12 protein-coding genes are annotated in these 14,681 nt (G+C 48.9%); 1 reads left to right on the top strand and 11 read right to left on the bottom strand.

All coding sequences use genetic code 11. The annotated features are described in order from the left end of the window. Nucleotides 1–2: 2 nt before the first annotated feature. The 11 genes from LBCZ_RS02855 to ruvA form a co-directional block, all read right to left on the bottom strand. Complete coding sequence (locus LBCZ_RS02855; RefSeq protein ID WP_032958313.1) at nt 3–959, bottom strand: DHH family phosphoesterase; 957 nt, start codon at nt 957–959, stop codon at nt 3–5. Nucleotides 960–965: 6 nt separating this feature from the next. Beyond that, nucleotides 966–2,279, bottom strand: coding sequence for a DRTGG domain-containing protein (locus LBCZ_RS02850; RefSeq protein WP_025012316.1), 1,314 nt, complete (start codon nt 2,277–2,279; stop codon nt 966–968). A gap of 116 nt (nt 2,280–2,395) precedes the next feature. Then, nucleotides 2,396–3,502, bottom strand: a complete 1,107-nt coding sequence (gene dinB, locus LBCZ_RS02845; protein WP_025012315.1) for a DNA polymerase IV — start codon at nt 3,500–3,502, stop codon at nt 2,396–2,398. A 206-nt stretch (nt 3,503–3,708) separates the two neighbouring features. Further along, nucleotides 3,709–5,196 carry a glucose-6-phosphate dehydrogenase gene (gene zwf / locus LBCZ_RS02840; protein WP_039639529.1) on the bottom strand — a complete coding sequence of 496 codons (1,488 nt, stop codon included), beginning with the start codon at nt 5,194–5,196 and terminating at the stop codon, nt 3,709–3,711. 29 nt (nt 5,197–5,225) lie between these two features. Further along, complete coding sequence (locus LBCZ_RS02835) at nt 5,226–5,870, bottom strand: metal-dependent transcriptional regulator (RefSeq protein ID WP_025012314.1); 645 nt, start codon at nt 5,868–5,870, stop codon at nt 5,226–5,228. Nucleotides 5,871–6,028: 158 nt separating this feature from the next. Next, on the bottom strand, nt 6,029–8,635 hold the full coding sequence (gene adhE / locus LBCZ_RS02830; RefSeq protein ID WP_039639531.1) for a bifunctional acetaldehyde-CoA/alcohol dehydrogenase: 2,607 nt from the start codon (nt 8,633–8,635) through the stop codon (nt 6,029–6,031). Between the two features lie 328 nt (nt 8,636–8,963). Further along, nucleotides 8,964–9,365: a preprotein translocase subunit YajC gene (gene yajC / locus LBCZ_RS02825; RefSeq protein WP_032958322.1), complete on the bottom strand. Its 402-nt coding sequence runs from the start codon at nt 9,363–9,365 to the stop codon at nt 8,964–8,966. Nucleotides 9,366–9,455: 90 nt separating this feature from the next. Further along, entirely contained in the window at nt 9,456–10,598 is a 1,143-nt protein-coding gene (tgt, locus tag LBCZ_RS02820; protein WP_025012312.1) for a tRNA guanosine(34) transglycosylase Tgt, read from the bottom strand. Between the two features lie 538 nt (nt 10,599–11,136). Beyond that, nucleotides 11,137–12,222, bottom strand: coding sequence for a tRNA preQ1(34) S-adenosylmethionine ribosyltransferase-isomerase QueA (gene queA / locus LBCZ_RS02815; RefSeq protein WP_032958311.1), 1,086 nt, complete (start codon nt 12,220–12,222; stop codon nt 11,137–11,139). 19 nt (nt 12,223–12,241) lie between these two features. Continuing rightward, complete coding sequence (ruvB, locus tag LBCZ_RS02810) at nt 12,242–13,273, bottom strand: Holliday junction branch migration DNA helicase RuvB (protein ID WP_039639533.1); 1,032 nt, start codon at nt 13,271–13,273, stop codon at nt 12,242–12,244. Between the two features lie 79 nt (nt 13,274–13,352). Next, nucleotides 13,353–13,949 (bottom strand): Holliday junction branch migration protein RuvA, encoded by a 597-nt coding sequence (gene ruvA, locus LBCZ_RS02805; RefSeq protein ID WP_025012310.1) that lies wholly within the window; start codon nt 13,947–13,949, stop codon nt 13,353–13,355. Between the two features lie 89 nt (nt 13,950–14,038). Between ruvA and LBCZ_RS02800 the strand changes: the two genes are divergently transcribed. Beyond that, nucleotides 14,039–14,635, top strand: coding sequence for a TVP38/TMEM64 family protein (locus LBCZ_RS02800; protein ID WP_010493681.1), 597 nt, complete (start codon nt 14,039–14,041; stop codon nt 14,633–14,635). The last annotated feature ends 46 nt before the right edge of the window (nt 14,636–14,681 follow it).

Genomic DNA, 14,681 nt, shown 5'->3' with positions numbered 1-14,681 from the left:
GCCTACTTTCCTGAAGTTGAATAGTCTTTGACCAATTGATCAAGTTGCGTTTCGATTTGAATCACTTCGTCAAAATTAGCGGCTTTGGCACCGCTGGCCAAGGGATGCCCTCCGCCATTGTGCGCTTTTGCGAGTGTATTGATAATGGGCCCCTTAGAACGTAAATGAACTCGGTACCCGCCTTCTGCCTGTTCGATAAATTCGGCCCAGGCGACAACAATGTCGAGTCGGCCAGGTGTTCCGACCACGGCACTTACCTGATCGTCTGCTAATTTCAGATCCTCAATGGCAGTACGTGGCACGGTAACGCTCGCTGCCCCGGCAGGACTGATCTTCAAATGGTCAATCACATACCCTTGCAGTCGGGCTTGGTCCAACGTGACCGTGTTCATCCGATTGTTAATCGCAGTCGGATCAAAATCTTTTTTAATAAGCTCGGCGGCTACCTGCAACGTATGCGGCGTCGTGTTGTTAAAAAGAAAGCGGCCGGTATCACCGACAATGCCGGCATAAAGCATCCTTGCCGCTTGATCCGATAATTTTAACGTGCCATCACTGGCCGCAATAAGATCGTAAATCAGCTCGGATGCCGAACTAGCATCGTTATCGACCCAGGTAAGATCGCCGTAAGCATCATCATTAGGGTGGTGGTCGATTTTAATCAGCATTTTCCCTTGATTAAAGCGCGTATCCGAAATCCGCGGTGTGTCAGCTGTATCGGTCACAATCACCAGTGCATCTTGATAAACATCATCGCTGATGGTTTGTTCCTGCGCCAACCAACTTAAATTTCCGGTATTGCTGCCGACTTGATAAACCTGCTTGTCCGGAAAACCCGCGCGAATGGCTTCGGCCAAGCCAACCTGGGACCCCAATGCATCCGGATCCGGGTTCACGTGCCGGTGAATAATAATGGGATTATTGGCCTTAATGGCGTTGATAATATCGGTTTGAATCATGTTTGATCAATTCCTTTCTAGTAGCTGGCAGGTCACAACCGCCTTGGCCACCTGCACCCCATCGCTGAGGACATCGACATCAACTGTGGCATCATGGCGTGTCAGTTCAAGTACCCGTAGCAAAACGGTCACAATGCTTTCCAGTTGTACAGGGCGGAAAGTGGTCAGATTCACACCTTCAACCAACACATTTCGCCGCCCGCTAGCGTGGAGATACCTTGTTGTGCAGCTATTGATGGCTTCAGCAAGGACCCCAAAACTCATCGTCCCCAACGCATTGGTCATCGCCGGCACCGTTTTGAGTTCAAATCCACCACCGTACGGCTTTTGCGGCGTGATCGCCGTCAATTGGGCACTGACTTGATCCGCAATGGTATTGGACAATTCCCGACTATGCGCAATCCCGGTCAAACTGGAAAAGACTGCATTGCGCGTCACGATTCCGAGTAGATTCCAACTGTCATCGACCACCGGCATCGCATTCATGCCATTATCCTGCATCGTGTGTCCGACTGTGGTAACACTCAAATACGGTTTTACGGTTTGCGGATCTTTTTGCATTAACCGCTCGATCGGCACGGTTGGCTTTTTGCCAGCTGCCAATGCCGGACGCATCAATCCAACCAGGCGACCGTTGCGGGTGATAACCGGTAGCGGATAATGCGGATCCGTCATGGCCAGATAATCGCCCACTGTTGCTTCGACGCCGATTGTTTCAATCTGGGAAAGTGGCGTATAAATCGCGGCAACCGTTAAAATATCCTGCTTAATCGCTTGATCGGACAAAGCCCGATTAATCATTGTCGCCACGGTAAAAGTGTCATAAGCGGTCTGCAGCACTGGTAGCTGCTGATTATCTGCTAAAGCAATAATCGCCGGACTGGTTTCAAATCCCCCAGTGATTAACACTGCGGCACCGTCTTCAAGTGCCAGGCGCTGAACGTCTTCACGATTTCCGACAATCAGCAATGAATTACGCGTAATATATGGCCGCATGGCAGCCGGCGTCATCGCACCAATCACGAATTTATCGAGCTTCTTATCCATGCCGGCATGACCGCCTAAGACGTTAGCATCAATCAAATCAACTAACGTCTTAAACGTGACGGATTCAATTGGATTTAACGGTTTTTGCTCGATTCGGATCGTTCCGACCCGGGCAATTGTGGAAACGAAACCGGTATTCTCGGCTTCCTTAATCGCCCGATAGGCAGTACCTTCACTGACCTTCAAATGTTTAGCAATTGATCGAACCGAGATTTTCTTGCCGACCGCTAAATTCGCAATATAATCCAGAATCTGCTCATGCTTTGTTGCCATACCATCACCTCATTGCAATCTATCGTTAGTATACCATAGCTTTGGCTGTACTATGACAGTATGGGAACAGTACCATTCGGCCACAGGCGGCATGACAATGAAAGCAGTTCCAATCCTCATCCTAATGGCAAATCAATATTTTCATACTGTTTAGGATCGAGGCCGGTCACGGTAATGCCCAGCAGGCGAATCGCTAACTTCGGTAACTTGACGCTTTGCCAAAGTTGCCATGCAGCCGCAAAAATATCCTGTTCATTTTCAAAATAATGATCTTGAGTTAAGCGCTTTGTCTGGGTGCTAAAATCGACATCCCGGACTTTAAGGACAACGGTCTTGCCATGCATGCCTTTTTGATTCAAGGATGTCACCACCATCGCTGCCAATTTACGCAGCTGGGTCTGGACACTCGTGCTGTCAGTCAGTGGTGTGCCATACGTTCGTTCCTTACCAATCGACTTGGCCGTCCGCACAGCCACCGGGCGATTATCGACGCCACGGGCATGTTGGTACAGCACAAAACCCATTTTGCCAAACATTCCCAGTAGCTGATCCTGCGATAACGCACGCAACGTTTGGCCATCAGTCACGCCTAAATCCGTTAATTTCGGCAGCGTCTTTTTCCCGACGCCGCGAAACTGTTTAATCGGTAAGCGATCCAAAAACAGTAATGCCTGTTCCGGTAGCACCACGGTCCGACCGTTGGGTTTGTTATAGTCAGACGCCTGTTTGGCAATGAATTTGTTGTAAGAAATACCGATGGAGCTGGTCAGTTGCGTGGCCTGACTGATTTGATCCTGCAACCATAAGGCCAATGCAATGGTGCTGGGAAAAGCGTGATTAGCCGTCACATCCAGATATGCCTCGTCAAACGCAACTGGTTCTATCAAATCAGTGACTCGATGAAACAAGGCATGAATTTGGGCTGAGACAGCTTTATATTTAGGAAAGTCCGGTGTTTTAAACACCAGTTCCGATCGCGGCACCAGTTGCAAGGCTTCATTAGCAGGCATAGCCGAGTGCACGCCATAGCCCCGAGCCACATAATTAGCCGTCGTCACAACGCCTTTTCCGCCGGTCGTTCGCGGATCGCGGGCAATCACCAAGGCTTTGCTTCGCAGTCGCGGGTCATCGCGCATTTCAATCGAGGCGTAAAAAGCGTCCATATCGAGATGGATAATCTTTCGGGACGTATCATTTTGTAAAGGTAATTCGAACAGTGCCATATGCCCCTCCTTACGGTGATTGAAAAGTGGTTGTGCTTACTTGGCCAAGATTGAAAAATCCAAAGCTTTCTATGTGGGGCAATAAGGCTGGCCGAATTTCGCTTTCGATAACGCGCTCGCCAGCCCAGAAACTGGGCTGGCTCACGCTCACTCAAAAAGGAACCATAACCTTTCCGGCCACAGTCCCTTCTCACTGTATATTAGTCTTAATCAGCCATTTGAACACAGTGCGGTTGCCAGAACCATTCGCGGCCGTCACGCGACAACAAATCAAACGCTGCCTGTGGTCCCATAGTTGCGGCCGGATACGTTGGCATGTTCGGTTCTTGTGACCAGGCAGCCTGAATGGCATCAATGAAGTGCCACGAAGCCGACAATTCGGACCAATGGGTAAAGTTGGTCTGATCGCCTTCCAACACGTTGTTAATCAGCCGTTCATAGGCCTCCGGTGCTGCAGCCGCTGCCTCTGGGTCATGGCGGTAACGCAATTCATCCGGTTCAATGGTGAGGCCAGTTCCCAACGCCTTGCCGTTTAGCTGTAGTGAATAGCCTTCACTTGGCTCGATATAAATGGTCAAGGTGTCCGGTTTGCTGTCGGCGGATTGGCCGAACAACGGCGCAGCGACTGGCTTGAAGGTCAGTGTCAGCTGCGTCGATTTGCGCGTCAGGCGTTTGCCGGTGCGAATATAAATCGGAACGCCTTGCCACTGCGGCATATCCAACATAATTTTTCCGGCCACAAATGTCGCGGTTTGTGAATCAGCCGCCACGCCTTCTTCCTCACGGTATCCGCGAACGGCTTTCCCATCGACTTCAGCGCCGACGTACTGGGCGCGGACAAAATTGGCTTTCGCTGTTGCCAGATCATAGGGCTTCAACGCCGCGAACACTTTATCCTTTACCGCCAAAATATCATTGGTGGTAAAGGACTTCGGCTTGTCCATGGTGAGATAAGACAGCACCTGCATCACGTGGTTTTGCACCATGTCCCGCAGTGCGCCAGCCTTTTCATAATAGCCGGCCCGCTCCTCAACGCCGACCGCTTCGGCCAACGTAATCTGAATGTTGTCGATATACTTCTTATTCCAGATACCTTCAAAAATCGTATTGTCAAACCGAAACGCCAAAAGATTCTGAATCATCTCTTTGCCTAAGTAATGATCAATCCGGAAGATCTGATCATCGGCAAACGTTGCCGTTAACGAGTCATTCAGTTCTTTGGCGCTGGCGTAGTCATGGCCAAACGGTTTTTCGATAATGAGCCGATTAAACCCGGCATCCGTCAACAAATGTTCGGACTTGAGATGGCTGGCAATGGTTTCAAAGAAGTCCGGTGCCATCGCCATGTAAAAGACCCGATTGCCACCCGTCGCAAACTGATCATCCAACTTAGCCGCCAGATTTTTTAGCGTGATGTAATGATCCGCATCGGTGACATCATGGCTTTGATAAAAGAAATGTTGGGCAAACGCGTGTGCTTGCTCCGGCTCCGGGTTAAGCCCGGCAATCGCGGTTTCAACCACCTCATGGTAATGTTCATCGCTCCATGGTCGTCGGGCAGTCCCGATCACGGCAAAATGTTCAGCCAACACGCCGCGGCGATAAAGATTAAATAATGCGGGATATAGTTTACGCGAAGCTAGATCCCCTGATCCTCCAAAAATAATGATCACAGCGCGTGATTCTTCTGGCATGTATACGCCCCTGCTTTCCCAAAACCTGATTACAATTCAACAAATATATGCGCAGCACGATCGGCATCGACCGCCAATTCTTTTCCTGTTCGATCCAATTTGATGATCACTGCATCCAGTGTTTTAGCCGTCACCGTGAAGGCATCATCAAGGCGTAGATCGATTTTGACGGTGTAATCAATTAACGAAACCTCATCAATTACCCGTTCGATATGACCGCGTTGACCAACTTCCATTGTACCCAAAGTGACGCGACTCTGCTGGATATAGTGGCCTTCCGCATCCGGAATCACGCCACCATGCGGACAGTATTCGGGATTTCCCAACATGGCAGACAGCCGTTTTGCCATCTCCGGTGTCAGGGCATGTTCCAATTTTTCCGCCTCCTGATGAACAGCATCCGGCGAATACTTCAGGCATTTAACTAAAAACACTTCCCAAAGACGATGATTACGCACCAAAATAGCCGCTTTTTTCCGGCCTGCCGATGTCAATTGGATGCCCTGGTAAGGCGTGTGCGCGACCAGTTTTTCTTCACCCAGTTTATTGATCATCTCACTGACCGAGGCAGCAGAAACATGCATCCCCGCAACGATTTGCTTATTAGAGACCAGTTCGGTGTCACCGCCGATCTCAAAAATCAACTTAAGATAATCTTCTTTATTCGGTGTCATTTTACGTCCTTACTTTTAATTGCAGTTACCGTACTACATTATGCCATGACTTGCATAAAAAAACACGTCAATTTCATGACGTGTTTTGACAGATCGGCGCAAAAGGTTAATCTGATGAACCTTCGCCGATCATCGTGAAATGATTAGCATATGCTCGCCTAGAAAGTCGATTCCGTGCCTTCGTATTCATCGAGAATGATGTGCTTCAAATCACTGATTAATGGTTCTTGTGGATTGGTGACTGTGCAGTTGTCTTCGTAAGCAAGTTCGGCAAGTCGATCAACCTGCTTGTCCAGATCGGCTTTTTTAACCCCTTGATCCTTCAGACTCAACTTGATGCCAACGCTGTGTGCCAGTTTGATGAAGGCCTGAACGTAGCTTTCTACCAGTTCATCGGTGGTTTTACCTGGCAAGCCAAGATAACGGGCAATTTCTGCATAATCTTCGTTGGCGCGGAAGTAACTGTACTTAGCCCAGATAGCGCGCTTCTTCGGCTGACTGGCATTGAAACGGATCACGTGTGGCATGGTGATCGCAATGCAACGGCCATGAGGGAGATGGAACGCCTGACCCAACTTGTGGGCAATACTGTGGTTAATTCCCAGCAGTGCGTTGGCAAAGGCCATCCCGGCAATCGTTGAAGCATCATGCATCTTGGATTTCGCAGCGATGTCGCCGTGATAACTCTTTTCAAGGTTTTCAAATACCAGCTTGATCGCTTCAAGGCTCAAGCCCTTAGTATAGTGGGTTGCCATGGTGGATACATAGCTTTCAGTTGCATGGCAGAGAACATCGAGACCGGAGTCGGCAACAACCACTGGCGGTACGGATTCAATGAATTGACTGTCCACAATCGCGATATCCGGGGTCAGCGCATAATCGGCTAAGGGATACTTGATGCCTGCTTTCGAATCCGTGATAACCGCAAATGGGGTAACCTCAGAACCGGTACCGGAAGTCGTCGGGATGCAAACCAGTTTGGTCTTGTTCAGTTTCGGGAAGGTGTAAGTCCGCTTACGAATATCCAGAAACTTTTGCTTAGCCCCGAAGAAGTCGGCATCCCCGGCGTCATTGAATAAGCACATACCCTTGGCAGCATCCATAACCGAGCCGCCACCGATAGCAATGACAGTATCCGGACCAAATGACCGCATGATATCGGTTCCTTTGAAGACAGTGTCGGTTGATGGATCAGGTTCAACATCAACGAAGGTCTGCACCTGAACCGGATTTTCCCGGCGTGCCAGTACATCTTCAATGATCTTCACGAAACCCAGCTTTTCCATGCTGCGGTCGGCAACGATGAACGCCCGCTTAATGCCTTCCATGTGTTCCAGATAGCGAACCGAGTTTTTTTCAAAATAAATCTTTGGCGGCAATTTCATCCATTGCATATTGTTGCGCCGTTTTGCCATGGTCTTGATATTCAGCAAGTCAACTGTCCCCACATTGTGCGAAATCGAGTTGCCGCCGTAAGAGCCGCAGCCCAGCGTCAGGCTAGGAATCATTTCGTTATAAAGGTCCCCGATCCCGCCGACAGAAGATGGCGTGTTGATCAAGATCCGGCAAGCCTGCATGGCATCGGCATACTTCAAAGCCAAGTCTTCATCTGCCGTATGAATAACCGCTGTGTGCCCTAACCCGCCAATGTCCAACATAGTTTCGCATTTCTTGAAGGCATCTTCATGCCCGTCAGCTTTGACCATGGCCAAAACCGGGCTCAGCTTTTCGCGGGAAAGTGGATACTTCACGCCCACGCCTTTAAGTTCAGCGATCAGAATCGTGGTACCTTCCGGAATTTGAATACCGGCCCACTCAGCAATCTGCTTCGGACTTTGACCGACAATGCGCGGATTGACGCTTTGCTTTTCAAGATTGATCACGGTGCTTTCAAACTTCTTCATGTCCTTAGGTTGAACAAAATAAGCGCCTTGGGCTTCGAATTCTTTCTTCACGGCATCGTAAATGCTGGAATCAACAATCGCTCCTTGTTCGGAAGCACAGATCATACCATTGTCAAAACTCTTGGAAAGTACTAGGTCATTGACGGCCTGTTTGATGTTGGCACTGGCTTCGATGTATGCCGGGGCATTCCCTGCACCAACCCCTAAAGCAGGCTTGCCAGAAGAATAGGCGGACTTAACCATGCCCGGGCCACCTGTTGCCAGGATCGTCGCAATGCCTGGATGATCCATCAGAGCCTTGGTCGCTTCCATGCTTGGTACCGGAATATACTGTAAAGCGCCTTTTGGCAATCCGGCTTTTTCAGCTTCTTCACGGATGACTTCCAGCGCACGCGCTGAAGACTTTTGGGCACCCGGATGGAAAGCGAAAATAATCGGATTACGGGTTTTGATTGAAATTTCGGATTTGAAGATTGTGGTAGAAGTCGGATTGGTCACCGGTGTTACCCCGGCAATAACCCCGATCGGTTCGGCAATTGACACCAAGCCGCGTTGCTTATCTTCATTGATCACGCCAACCGTCTTATTGTTCTTAATTGAATGCCAGATTTCTTCGGTGGCAAACATATTCTTGATGGCTTTATCTTCCCAAACTCCACGGCCGGTTTCATCAACGGCGAGTTTTGCCAATTCCATATGATGATCCAAGCCAGCAATCGCCATCCGATGAACGATGTGATCGATCTTTTCTTGATCAAAGGTTTTCATAATCTTCAAAGCTGAGTGCGCATTGGCAACCAGTTCGTCGATCATTTGCTTCACATCAACTTCAGTAGCAGTTTTCGCGGTATTCTTAAGCATGAGATTACCTCCAAGCATTTCGCATAATTTTTGTTAACCATTTCACAAGGAGATCATAACCGATTCATGTGAATTTGTAAACAACTTTGGTGAACTTTTTCACAAAAAATTGCTTGCTCATTGACATTAGCGGAATATCAAGGATTAAAAGCGCTTTTCACTTTGTATTTTTTTGAACTTGGTCGCCGGGAATTACGAGTAATCGACAATTTGATCAGAAATTACGTGCTCGTAGTCACAGAAAACCCTATGTGAGCGCTTCCTTTCTTGCTCAAAAAAAAGAGCCAGCAAATGCCCGCTCTTGTTTGATTCAGCAATGAATTGCCGATTAATTCTGTTTGTTGTCTGCTTCCGAAGTCGTGTCGTCTGTGGCAGCTGCTTGGCTATCAGCTTCCGATTCTGTGTCGTCAGCTGCTTTGGCTGCTCGTTGTTCATCCGTATTGGCAGCTTCTTCTGACTTGGCTGCTGGCGCCGGTGTTGCGGGACGAGAAGCTACGCCACGAACCGCGTTTAAGTTGAACGTCAGATAAATCCCGTCAGAATCGATGACAACCGTTCCTGCTTGCTGGTCAATGGAGTCGATAACCCCGTGCAGGCCGCCAATTGTCACAATCGGATCGCCTTTTTTTAACCCATTCAGCATTTCCTGGCGCTTCTGCTGCTGCTTTTTTTGCGGACGAATCATGAAAAAGTACATGAAGGCAAAAAAAGCAACTAACAGAACGATCATTGAAACATTACCATTTCCCAAATTAGGCACCTCTTATTTTTAGTTTGTCAATGCATAGTGTACCAGAATTTCGCGTTGTGCTCCAATAAACTAGAAATTCTTTGCTTTTTCCTTGTTGTACCCATAAGCTTCAAAAAAGTCTTCGCGGAAAGCCAAGAGGTCGTCATTCGCAATGGCTTCGCGAACCTGCTGCATCAGGTGTAACAGGAAATACAGGTTATGGTAGGTCGTCAACCGAATGCCAAACGCTTCGCCAACGTGAATCAGATGGCGAATATAGGCGCGGCTGTAATTGCGGCACGCATAACAGTTACAATTAGGATCGAGCGGGCCAAAGTCATGGGCATACTTCGCGTTTTTGATGACAAGGCGGCCACGACTGGTCATGCAGGTGCCGTTGCGGGCGATCCGCGTTGGCAAAACGCAGTCAAACATATCAATGCCGCGCAATGCCCCGTCAATGAGCGCATCCGCCGACCCCACACCCATCAGATAACGCGGTTTATTCTCCGGCAGCAGCGGCGTCGTAAAGTCCAATACGTGATTCATCTCATCTTTGGATTCACCAACCGACAACCCGCCAATCGAATAGCCTGGGAAGTCCATGCTGACCAAGTCCTTGGCACTTTGCTCACGCAGATCTCTGAAACCTGCCCCTTGAACAATACCAAACAACGCTTGCCAATCCGGATTCTTGTGGGCTTTTAACCCCCGCTCCGCCCAACGACTGGTTCGCGCCACACTCTTTTTGACGTAATCATAGCTTTCAAAAAATGGCGGACACTCATCCAGACTCATCATGATATCAGAGCCAAGCGCATTTTCAATGGCAATGGCTTTTTCCGGTGACAGAAACATTTTCGCCCCGTTAAGATGGTTCTTGAACGTAACGCCGTCCTCCGTGATATGTCGGGTATCGGCAAGCGAAAAGACCTGAAAACCGCCTGAGTCAGTCAAAATGCCTTTATGCCAATTCATAAATTTGTGCAACCCACCGGCTTCTTCAATTAGCTCTGGTCCCGGGCGCAACCACAGATGGTACGTGTTGGCTAAAATAACGGTGGCGCCCATCGTATCTAGTTCCTCCGGCGCCATCGTTTTAACGCTTGCCTGCGTCCCCACCGGCATAAACATAGGCGTCGGAAAAGTCCCGTGTGGCGTGATTAATTCACCTAAACGGGCACCGCTATGCTTATCTTGATGGATGAGATGATATTTAACAGCTGGTTCCATGAACAAACTCCTTATTCATCGTAGTGCCCTCGCAGCACCACTGATCCATTTTCTCGTTATGCCAGTTTAACAGAGTTACTTGTCATTTAAAAGAAAGGAATCTGTTTTAAATGACAAAACGAACGCCACTCAAAGTTTGGCAGATTTAGGCCCGTTTGCTTTTTTCGGATCGCGATTCCTGTTAAAATAAACCTAAGGACGGGATCACCGTTACCGTAGTTTTCGCACTTCCCGGGTTTTGACCTGGCCATTGTGATCGTCTATGAATACGTTGTTCCACGCAGCGATGCGTTAAAAGAAAAATCGAGACATGTCTGTAGGTGTGTGTTGATGTGATCCCGTCCGTTATAAAGCCGGCTTGCGTTGGGCAAGCCGGCTTTTTGCGTGGTGTGGTGGGTGTTGAAAAAATGCTCTCTGATGCTTTCCATAACGCGCTCGCAGTCGCAGAAATCTACGTGTAAGGACCCCGGCCAAAGACCAGCCATTTAGGTTTGGGGCCACTTACACTCCGATTTCTAAGCGCTCCTGCTCGCGCTCATCAATAGATGAACATGGCATCCCCAAAACTAAAGAACCGATATTTTTCTTCAATCGCATGCTTGTAAGCATTCAGAATGGTGTCGCGGCCGGTGAAGGCGGCTACTAGCATGACTAGGGTTGATTTTGGTAGATGAAAGTTGGTGATGAAGGCGTCGACGACTTTCCACTGGTAGCCTGGCTTGATGAAGATGTCGGTCCAGCCAGAGTCCGGTTTGATTTCACCGTCGAACTTGGTGCCGATGGCTTCGAGCGTCCGAATTGACGTTGTCCCGGTTGCGATGATGCGGCCGCCGTTGTCGCGGACCTCATTTAGGGTTGCCGCTGCTTCAGGGGTTAAGCGGTAAAATTCGCTGTGCATTTTATGGGATTCGATATTTTCCTCAACCACTGGCCGGAACGTGCCGAGGCCGACATGCAGGGTCAGATAAACTAATTTGACCCCTTTATCCTGCACTTTTTTCAGCAATTCTTTGGTCCAGTGCAACCCGGCTGTTGGGGCTGCTGCGGATCCTAATTCCTTAGAATAAACTGTCTGGTACATCTCCGGATCGTCAAGTTTTTCTTTGATGTAAGGCGGGAGTGGCGTTTCGCCAAGCTTGTCCAGAATTTCCATGAAAATGCCATCGTAATCAAAATGAATCATGCGACCACCATTATCCAGTTCTTTGGTGACCGTTGCCTTCAACAAGCCGTCACCAAAGTCAATCACGGTGCCAACCGGTGCCTTACGCGCTGGCTTCATCAAAGTTTCCCAGTCATCGCCGGACGTGTTGTTAAGTAACAAGACTTCCATGTGCGCGCCGGTTTCCGGCTTAACACCATAAAGCCGCGCCGGCATCACCCGAGTGTCATTCATGACCAGTGCGTCTCCTGGTTTAAAATAATCCAAAATATCATAAAAATGCCGATCTTGCATGGCACCGGTATCAGCATTCAGTACCAGTAACCGACTGGCATCGCGTTCCTTCAGCGGTGTCTGCGCAATTAATTCATGTGGCAGATCATAATCGAAATCCGAAAGTTGATAATTTTTATTTTCTACTTGACGATAACGTTTTTTGTCTTGCACCTTGTTCGCTTCCATTCATTTTAATCGTTTTGACTTACTGCGCCCGGTTGTCAGGCTCCGGCGCCGTCATCCCCATATGCGCAAATCCGGCCGGCGTCACCATGCGGCCGCGTGGTGTTCGTTTTAAATAGCCAATCTGCAGCAAATAGGGTTCGTACATTTCTTCAATGGTGGCCATTTCTTCGCCAATGTTCGCAGCGATCGTGGATAAGCCGACCGGTCCGCCTTGGTAGTCGCGGATCATGAACATCAATAGTTTTCGATCAATTTGATCGAGTCCTTGCGCATCAACCTGTAATTGATCCAAGGCATGATCGACCATTTGCAAATCAACCGGACTTTTACCGGCAACTTCCGCAAAATCGCGCACCCGTTTCAGGAGACGATTGGCAACGCGCGGTGTGCCCCGCGACCGCCGCGCAATTTCATGAGCGCCTTCAGCATCAATCGCCATGTTAAAAACCGTTGCCGACCGCTTAACAATCTCACTTAAGTCGTCAGGCGAATAATACGCCATATGTTCACTGATGCCAAATCGATCCCGCAATGGCGCTGACAGCATGCCTGCACGCGTCGTGGCACCGATTAGTGTAAACGGCGGTAAGGGAAAATGAACCGGATGCGCTGTCGGTCCCTGACCCACCACGATATCAATATAAAAGTCCTCCATCGCTGAATAAAGCATTTCTTCAACAATTTTGGGTAAGCGGTGAATTTCATCGACAAACAACACGTCACCAGGGCGTAACTCATTCAACAGCGCCACCAAGTCGCCCGGCTTTTCAATGGCCGGTCCGGAAGTGGTCCGAATGTTGACGCCTAGCTCATTGGCAATAACTAATGCCAGCGTGGTTTTCCCCAATCCCGGCGGCCCGTAAAGCAACACGTGATCCAAGGACTCTTCGCGTTGCTTAGCCGCGGTGATATAGACCTGCAGCTGATGTTTAACCCGATCCTGGCCAATGTATTGCGCCAGCATCCGTGGACGTAGGCTCTTTTCAATTTGCGCTTCGTTCAGGTCGTCAATGTCGCCTGATACCAACCGATCCTTGTTTGCGTCTGCCAAAAAGGTTCACCCCCTATTCTTAAACCATTCATAAATGCCTTCATGTTGTCGGCATTGAATGGCTCCAGTATAATCAATGCTACGCACGTCCGCTTAATAATCGCAAGCCTTCGCGCAAATAGGCATCAGTTGTTGTGGCATCAAATGCCTTCAAAGCATCTGTGATACCGTCGACTGCCCGTTGGGTGTATCCTAAAGCGACTAAAGCCGCCAATGCATCGGCCAGCGCCGGTGCCACGTCACTAGCTGTCGGCGTGATGGCAGCGGGCGACGGCTGGGCATCCGCTGAAATTTTTCCTTTTAGATCGAGAATGATCTGAGCTGCGGTTTTCTTGCCGATACCCGGAAACTTGGTCAGGAACTTAACGTCATTCTGAGCAATGGCAGTTGCCAGGCCGCCGCTGGAGACATTCGCCAAAATAGCCAGCGCCGATTTCGGGCCAATCCCGGTGACGGTCAGCAACTGGTTAAACGTGCGCTTATCCGCGGCAGATTCAAAACCATACAAGGCTTGATCATTGTCGCGGATAATCAGCTGCACATAAATTCGCATCTGCTTACCGGCTTCAAAGTCATATGGGTTGGCGACTAGCAAGCGAAATCCGATACCGTTGACATCAATCACGATGTACGCAGGGGTAATGGCCTGAATCGTGCCTTCAAAGTATTCGTACATAAGCTCTCCATTCAGTACATATGTTTGGTACGCTTGATTCATTGTAGCATAGATGTTTTCTTGATGATAAATCGTTTTGAGGCTTAATGATGACTCCCAAAAATATCCGCCATTTGATTAACCTGGCAACCGTTGCTGTTGTCATCGCTTTAATTGCTGTGACTATCTACTGGTATGACCTCGGCATTCTCTCCGATGTCAAGGTCCTGCAAGCTTATATCGCTCAACTCGGCCTGACCGGTGTTCTGTTTTTTGTCATCATTCAGGTTATTCAGGTTGTCATTCCGATCATTCCCGGCGGCATTAGCACAGCAGCCGGGGTCATTCTTTTTGGCCCGTGGTTTGGTTTTCTCTACAACTATGTCGGCATTGCGATTGGCTCGTTCATCAACTTTTTCCTCGCGCGACGCTATGGTAAACCGCTGCTGACTTATTTGATATCGGAAAAAACTTACGACAAATACATCGGATATACAAAAAATCAAACGCGTTTCGACCGGTTATTTACCTTGGCGATTGTGTTACCGGTCGCACCTGATGATGTATTGTGTCTGCTGGCTGGTTTAACCAAAATGACGTTCACAAAATTCTTCTGGATTATCATCCTTGGAAAGCCCATTACGATTTTCGCCTACAGTATGAGCCTTCTTTACGGTGGCCGCTGGTTGATCGATTTATTCAGTTAAACTAGTTGCCATAAAAATGGCGCTGCCAAGTTCGCTTCACAAACTT

Source organism: Lacticaseibacillus casei DSM 20011 = JCM 1134 = ATCC 393, assembly GCF_000829055.1.
GTDB classification, from domain to species: domain Bacteria; phylum Bacillota; class Bacilli; order Lactobacillales; family Lactobacillaceae; genus Lacticaseibacillus; species Lacticaseibacillus casei.
This window is presented reverse-complemented; position numbering and strand designations above follow the sequence as displayed.

Coding starts and splice junctions, on each gene's coding strand:
- LBCZ_RS02835 (WP_025012314.1), bottom strand. CDS start 5,870: ATGACACCGAATAAAGAAGATTATCTTAAGTTGATTTTTGAGATCGGC.
- LBCZ_RS02855 (WP_032958313.1), bottom strand. CDS start 959: ATGATTCAAACCGATATTATCAACGCCATTAAGGCCAATAATCCCATT.
- LBCZ_RS02800 (WP_010493681.1), top strand. CDS start 14,039: ATGACTCCCAAAAATATCCGCCATTTGATTAACCTGGCAACCGTTGCT.
- queA (WP_032958311.1), bottom strand. CDS start 12,222: ATGGAAGCGAACAAGGTGCAAGACAAAAAACGTTATCGTCAAGTAGAA.
- dinB (WP_025012315.1), bottom strand. CDS start 3,502: ATGGCACTGTTCGAATTACCTTTACAAAATGATACGTCCCGAAAGATT.
- LBCZ_RS02850 (WP_025012316.1), bottom strand. CDS start 2,279: ATGGCAACAAAGCATGAGCAGATTCTGGATTATATTGCGAATTTAGCG.
- tgt (WP_025012312.1), bottom strand. CDS start 10,598: ATGGAACCAGCTGTTAAATATCATCTCATCCATCAAGATAAGCATAGC.
- zwf (WP_039639529.1), bottom strand. CDS start 5,196: ATGCCAGAAGAATCACGCGCTGTGATCATTATTTTTGGAGGATCAGGG.
- adhE (WP_039639531.1), bottom strand. CDS start 8,635: ATGCTTAAGAATACCGCGAAAACTGCTACTGAAGTTGATGTGAAGCAA.
- yajC (WP_032958322.1), bottom strand. CDS start 9,365: ATGATCGTTCTGTTAGTTGCTTTTTTTGCCTTCATGTACTTTTTCATG.
- ruvA (WP_025012310.1), bottom strand. CDS start 13,949: ATGTACGAATACTTTGAAGGCACGATTCAGGCCATTACCCCTGCGTAC.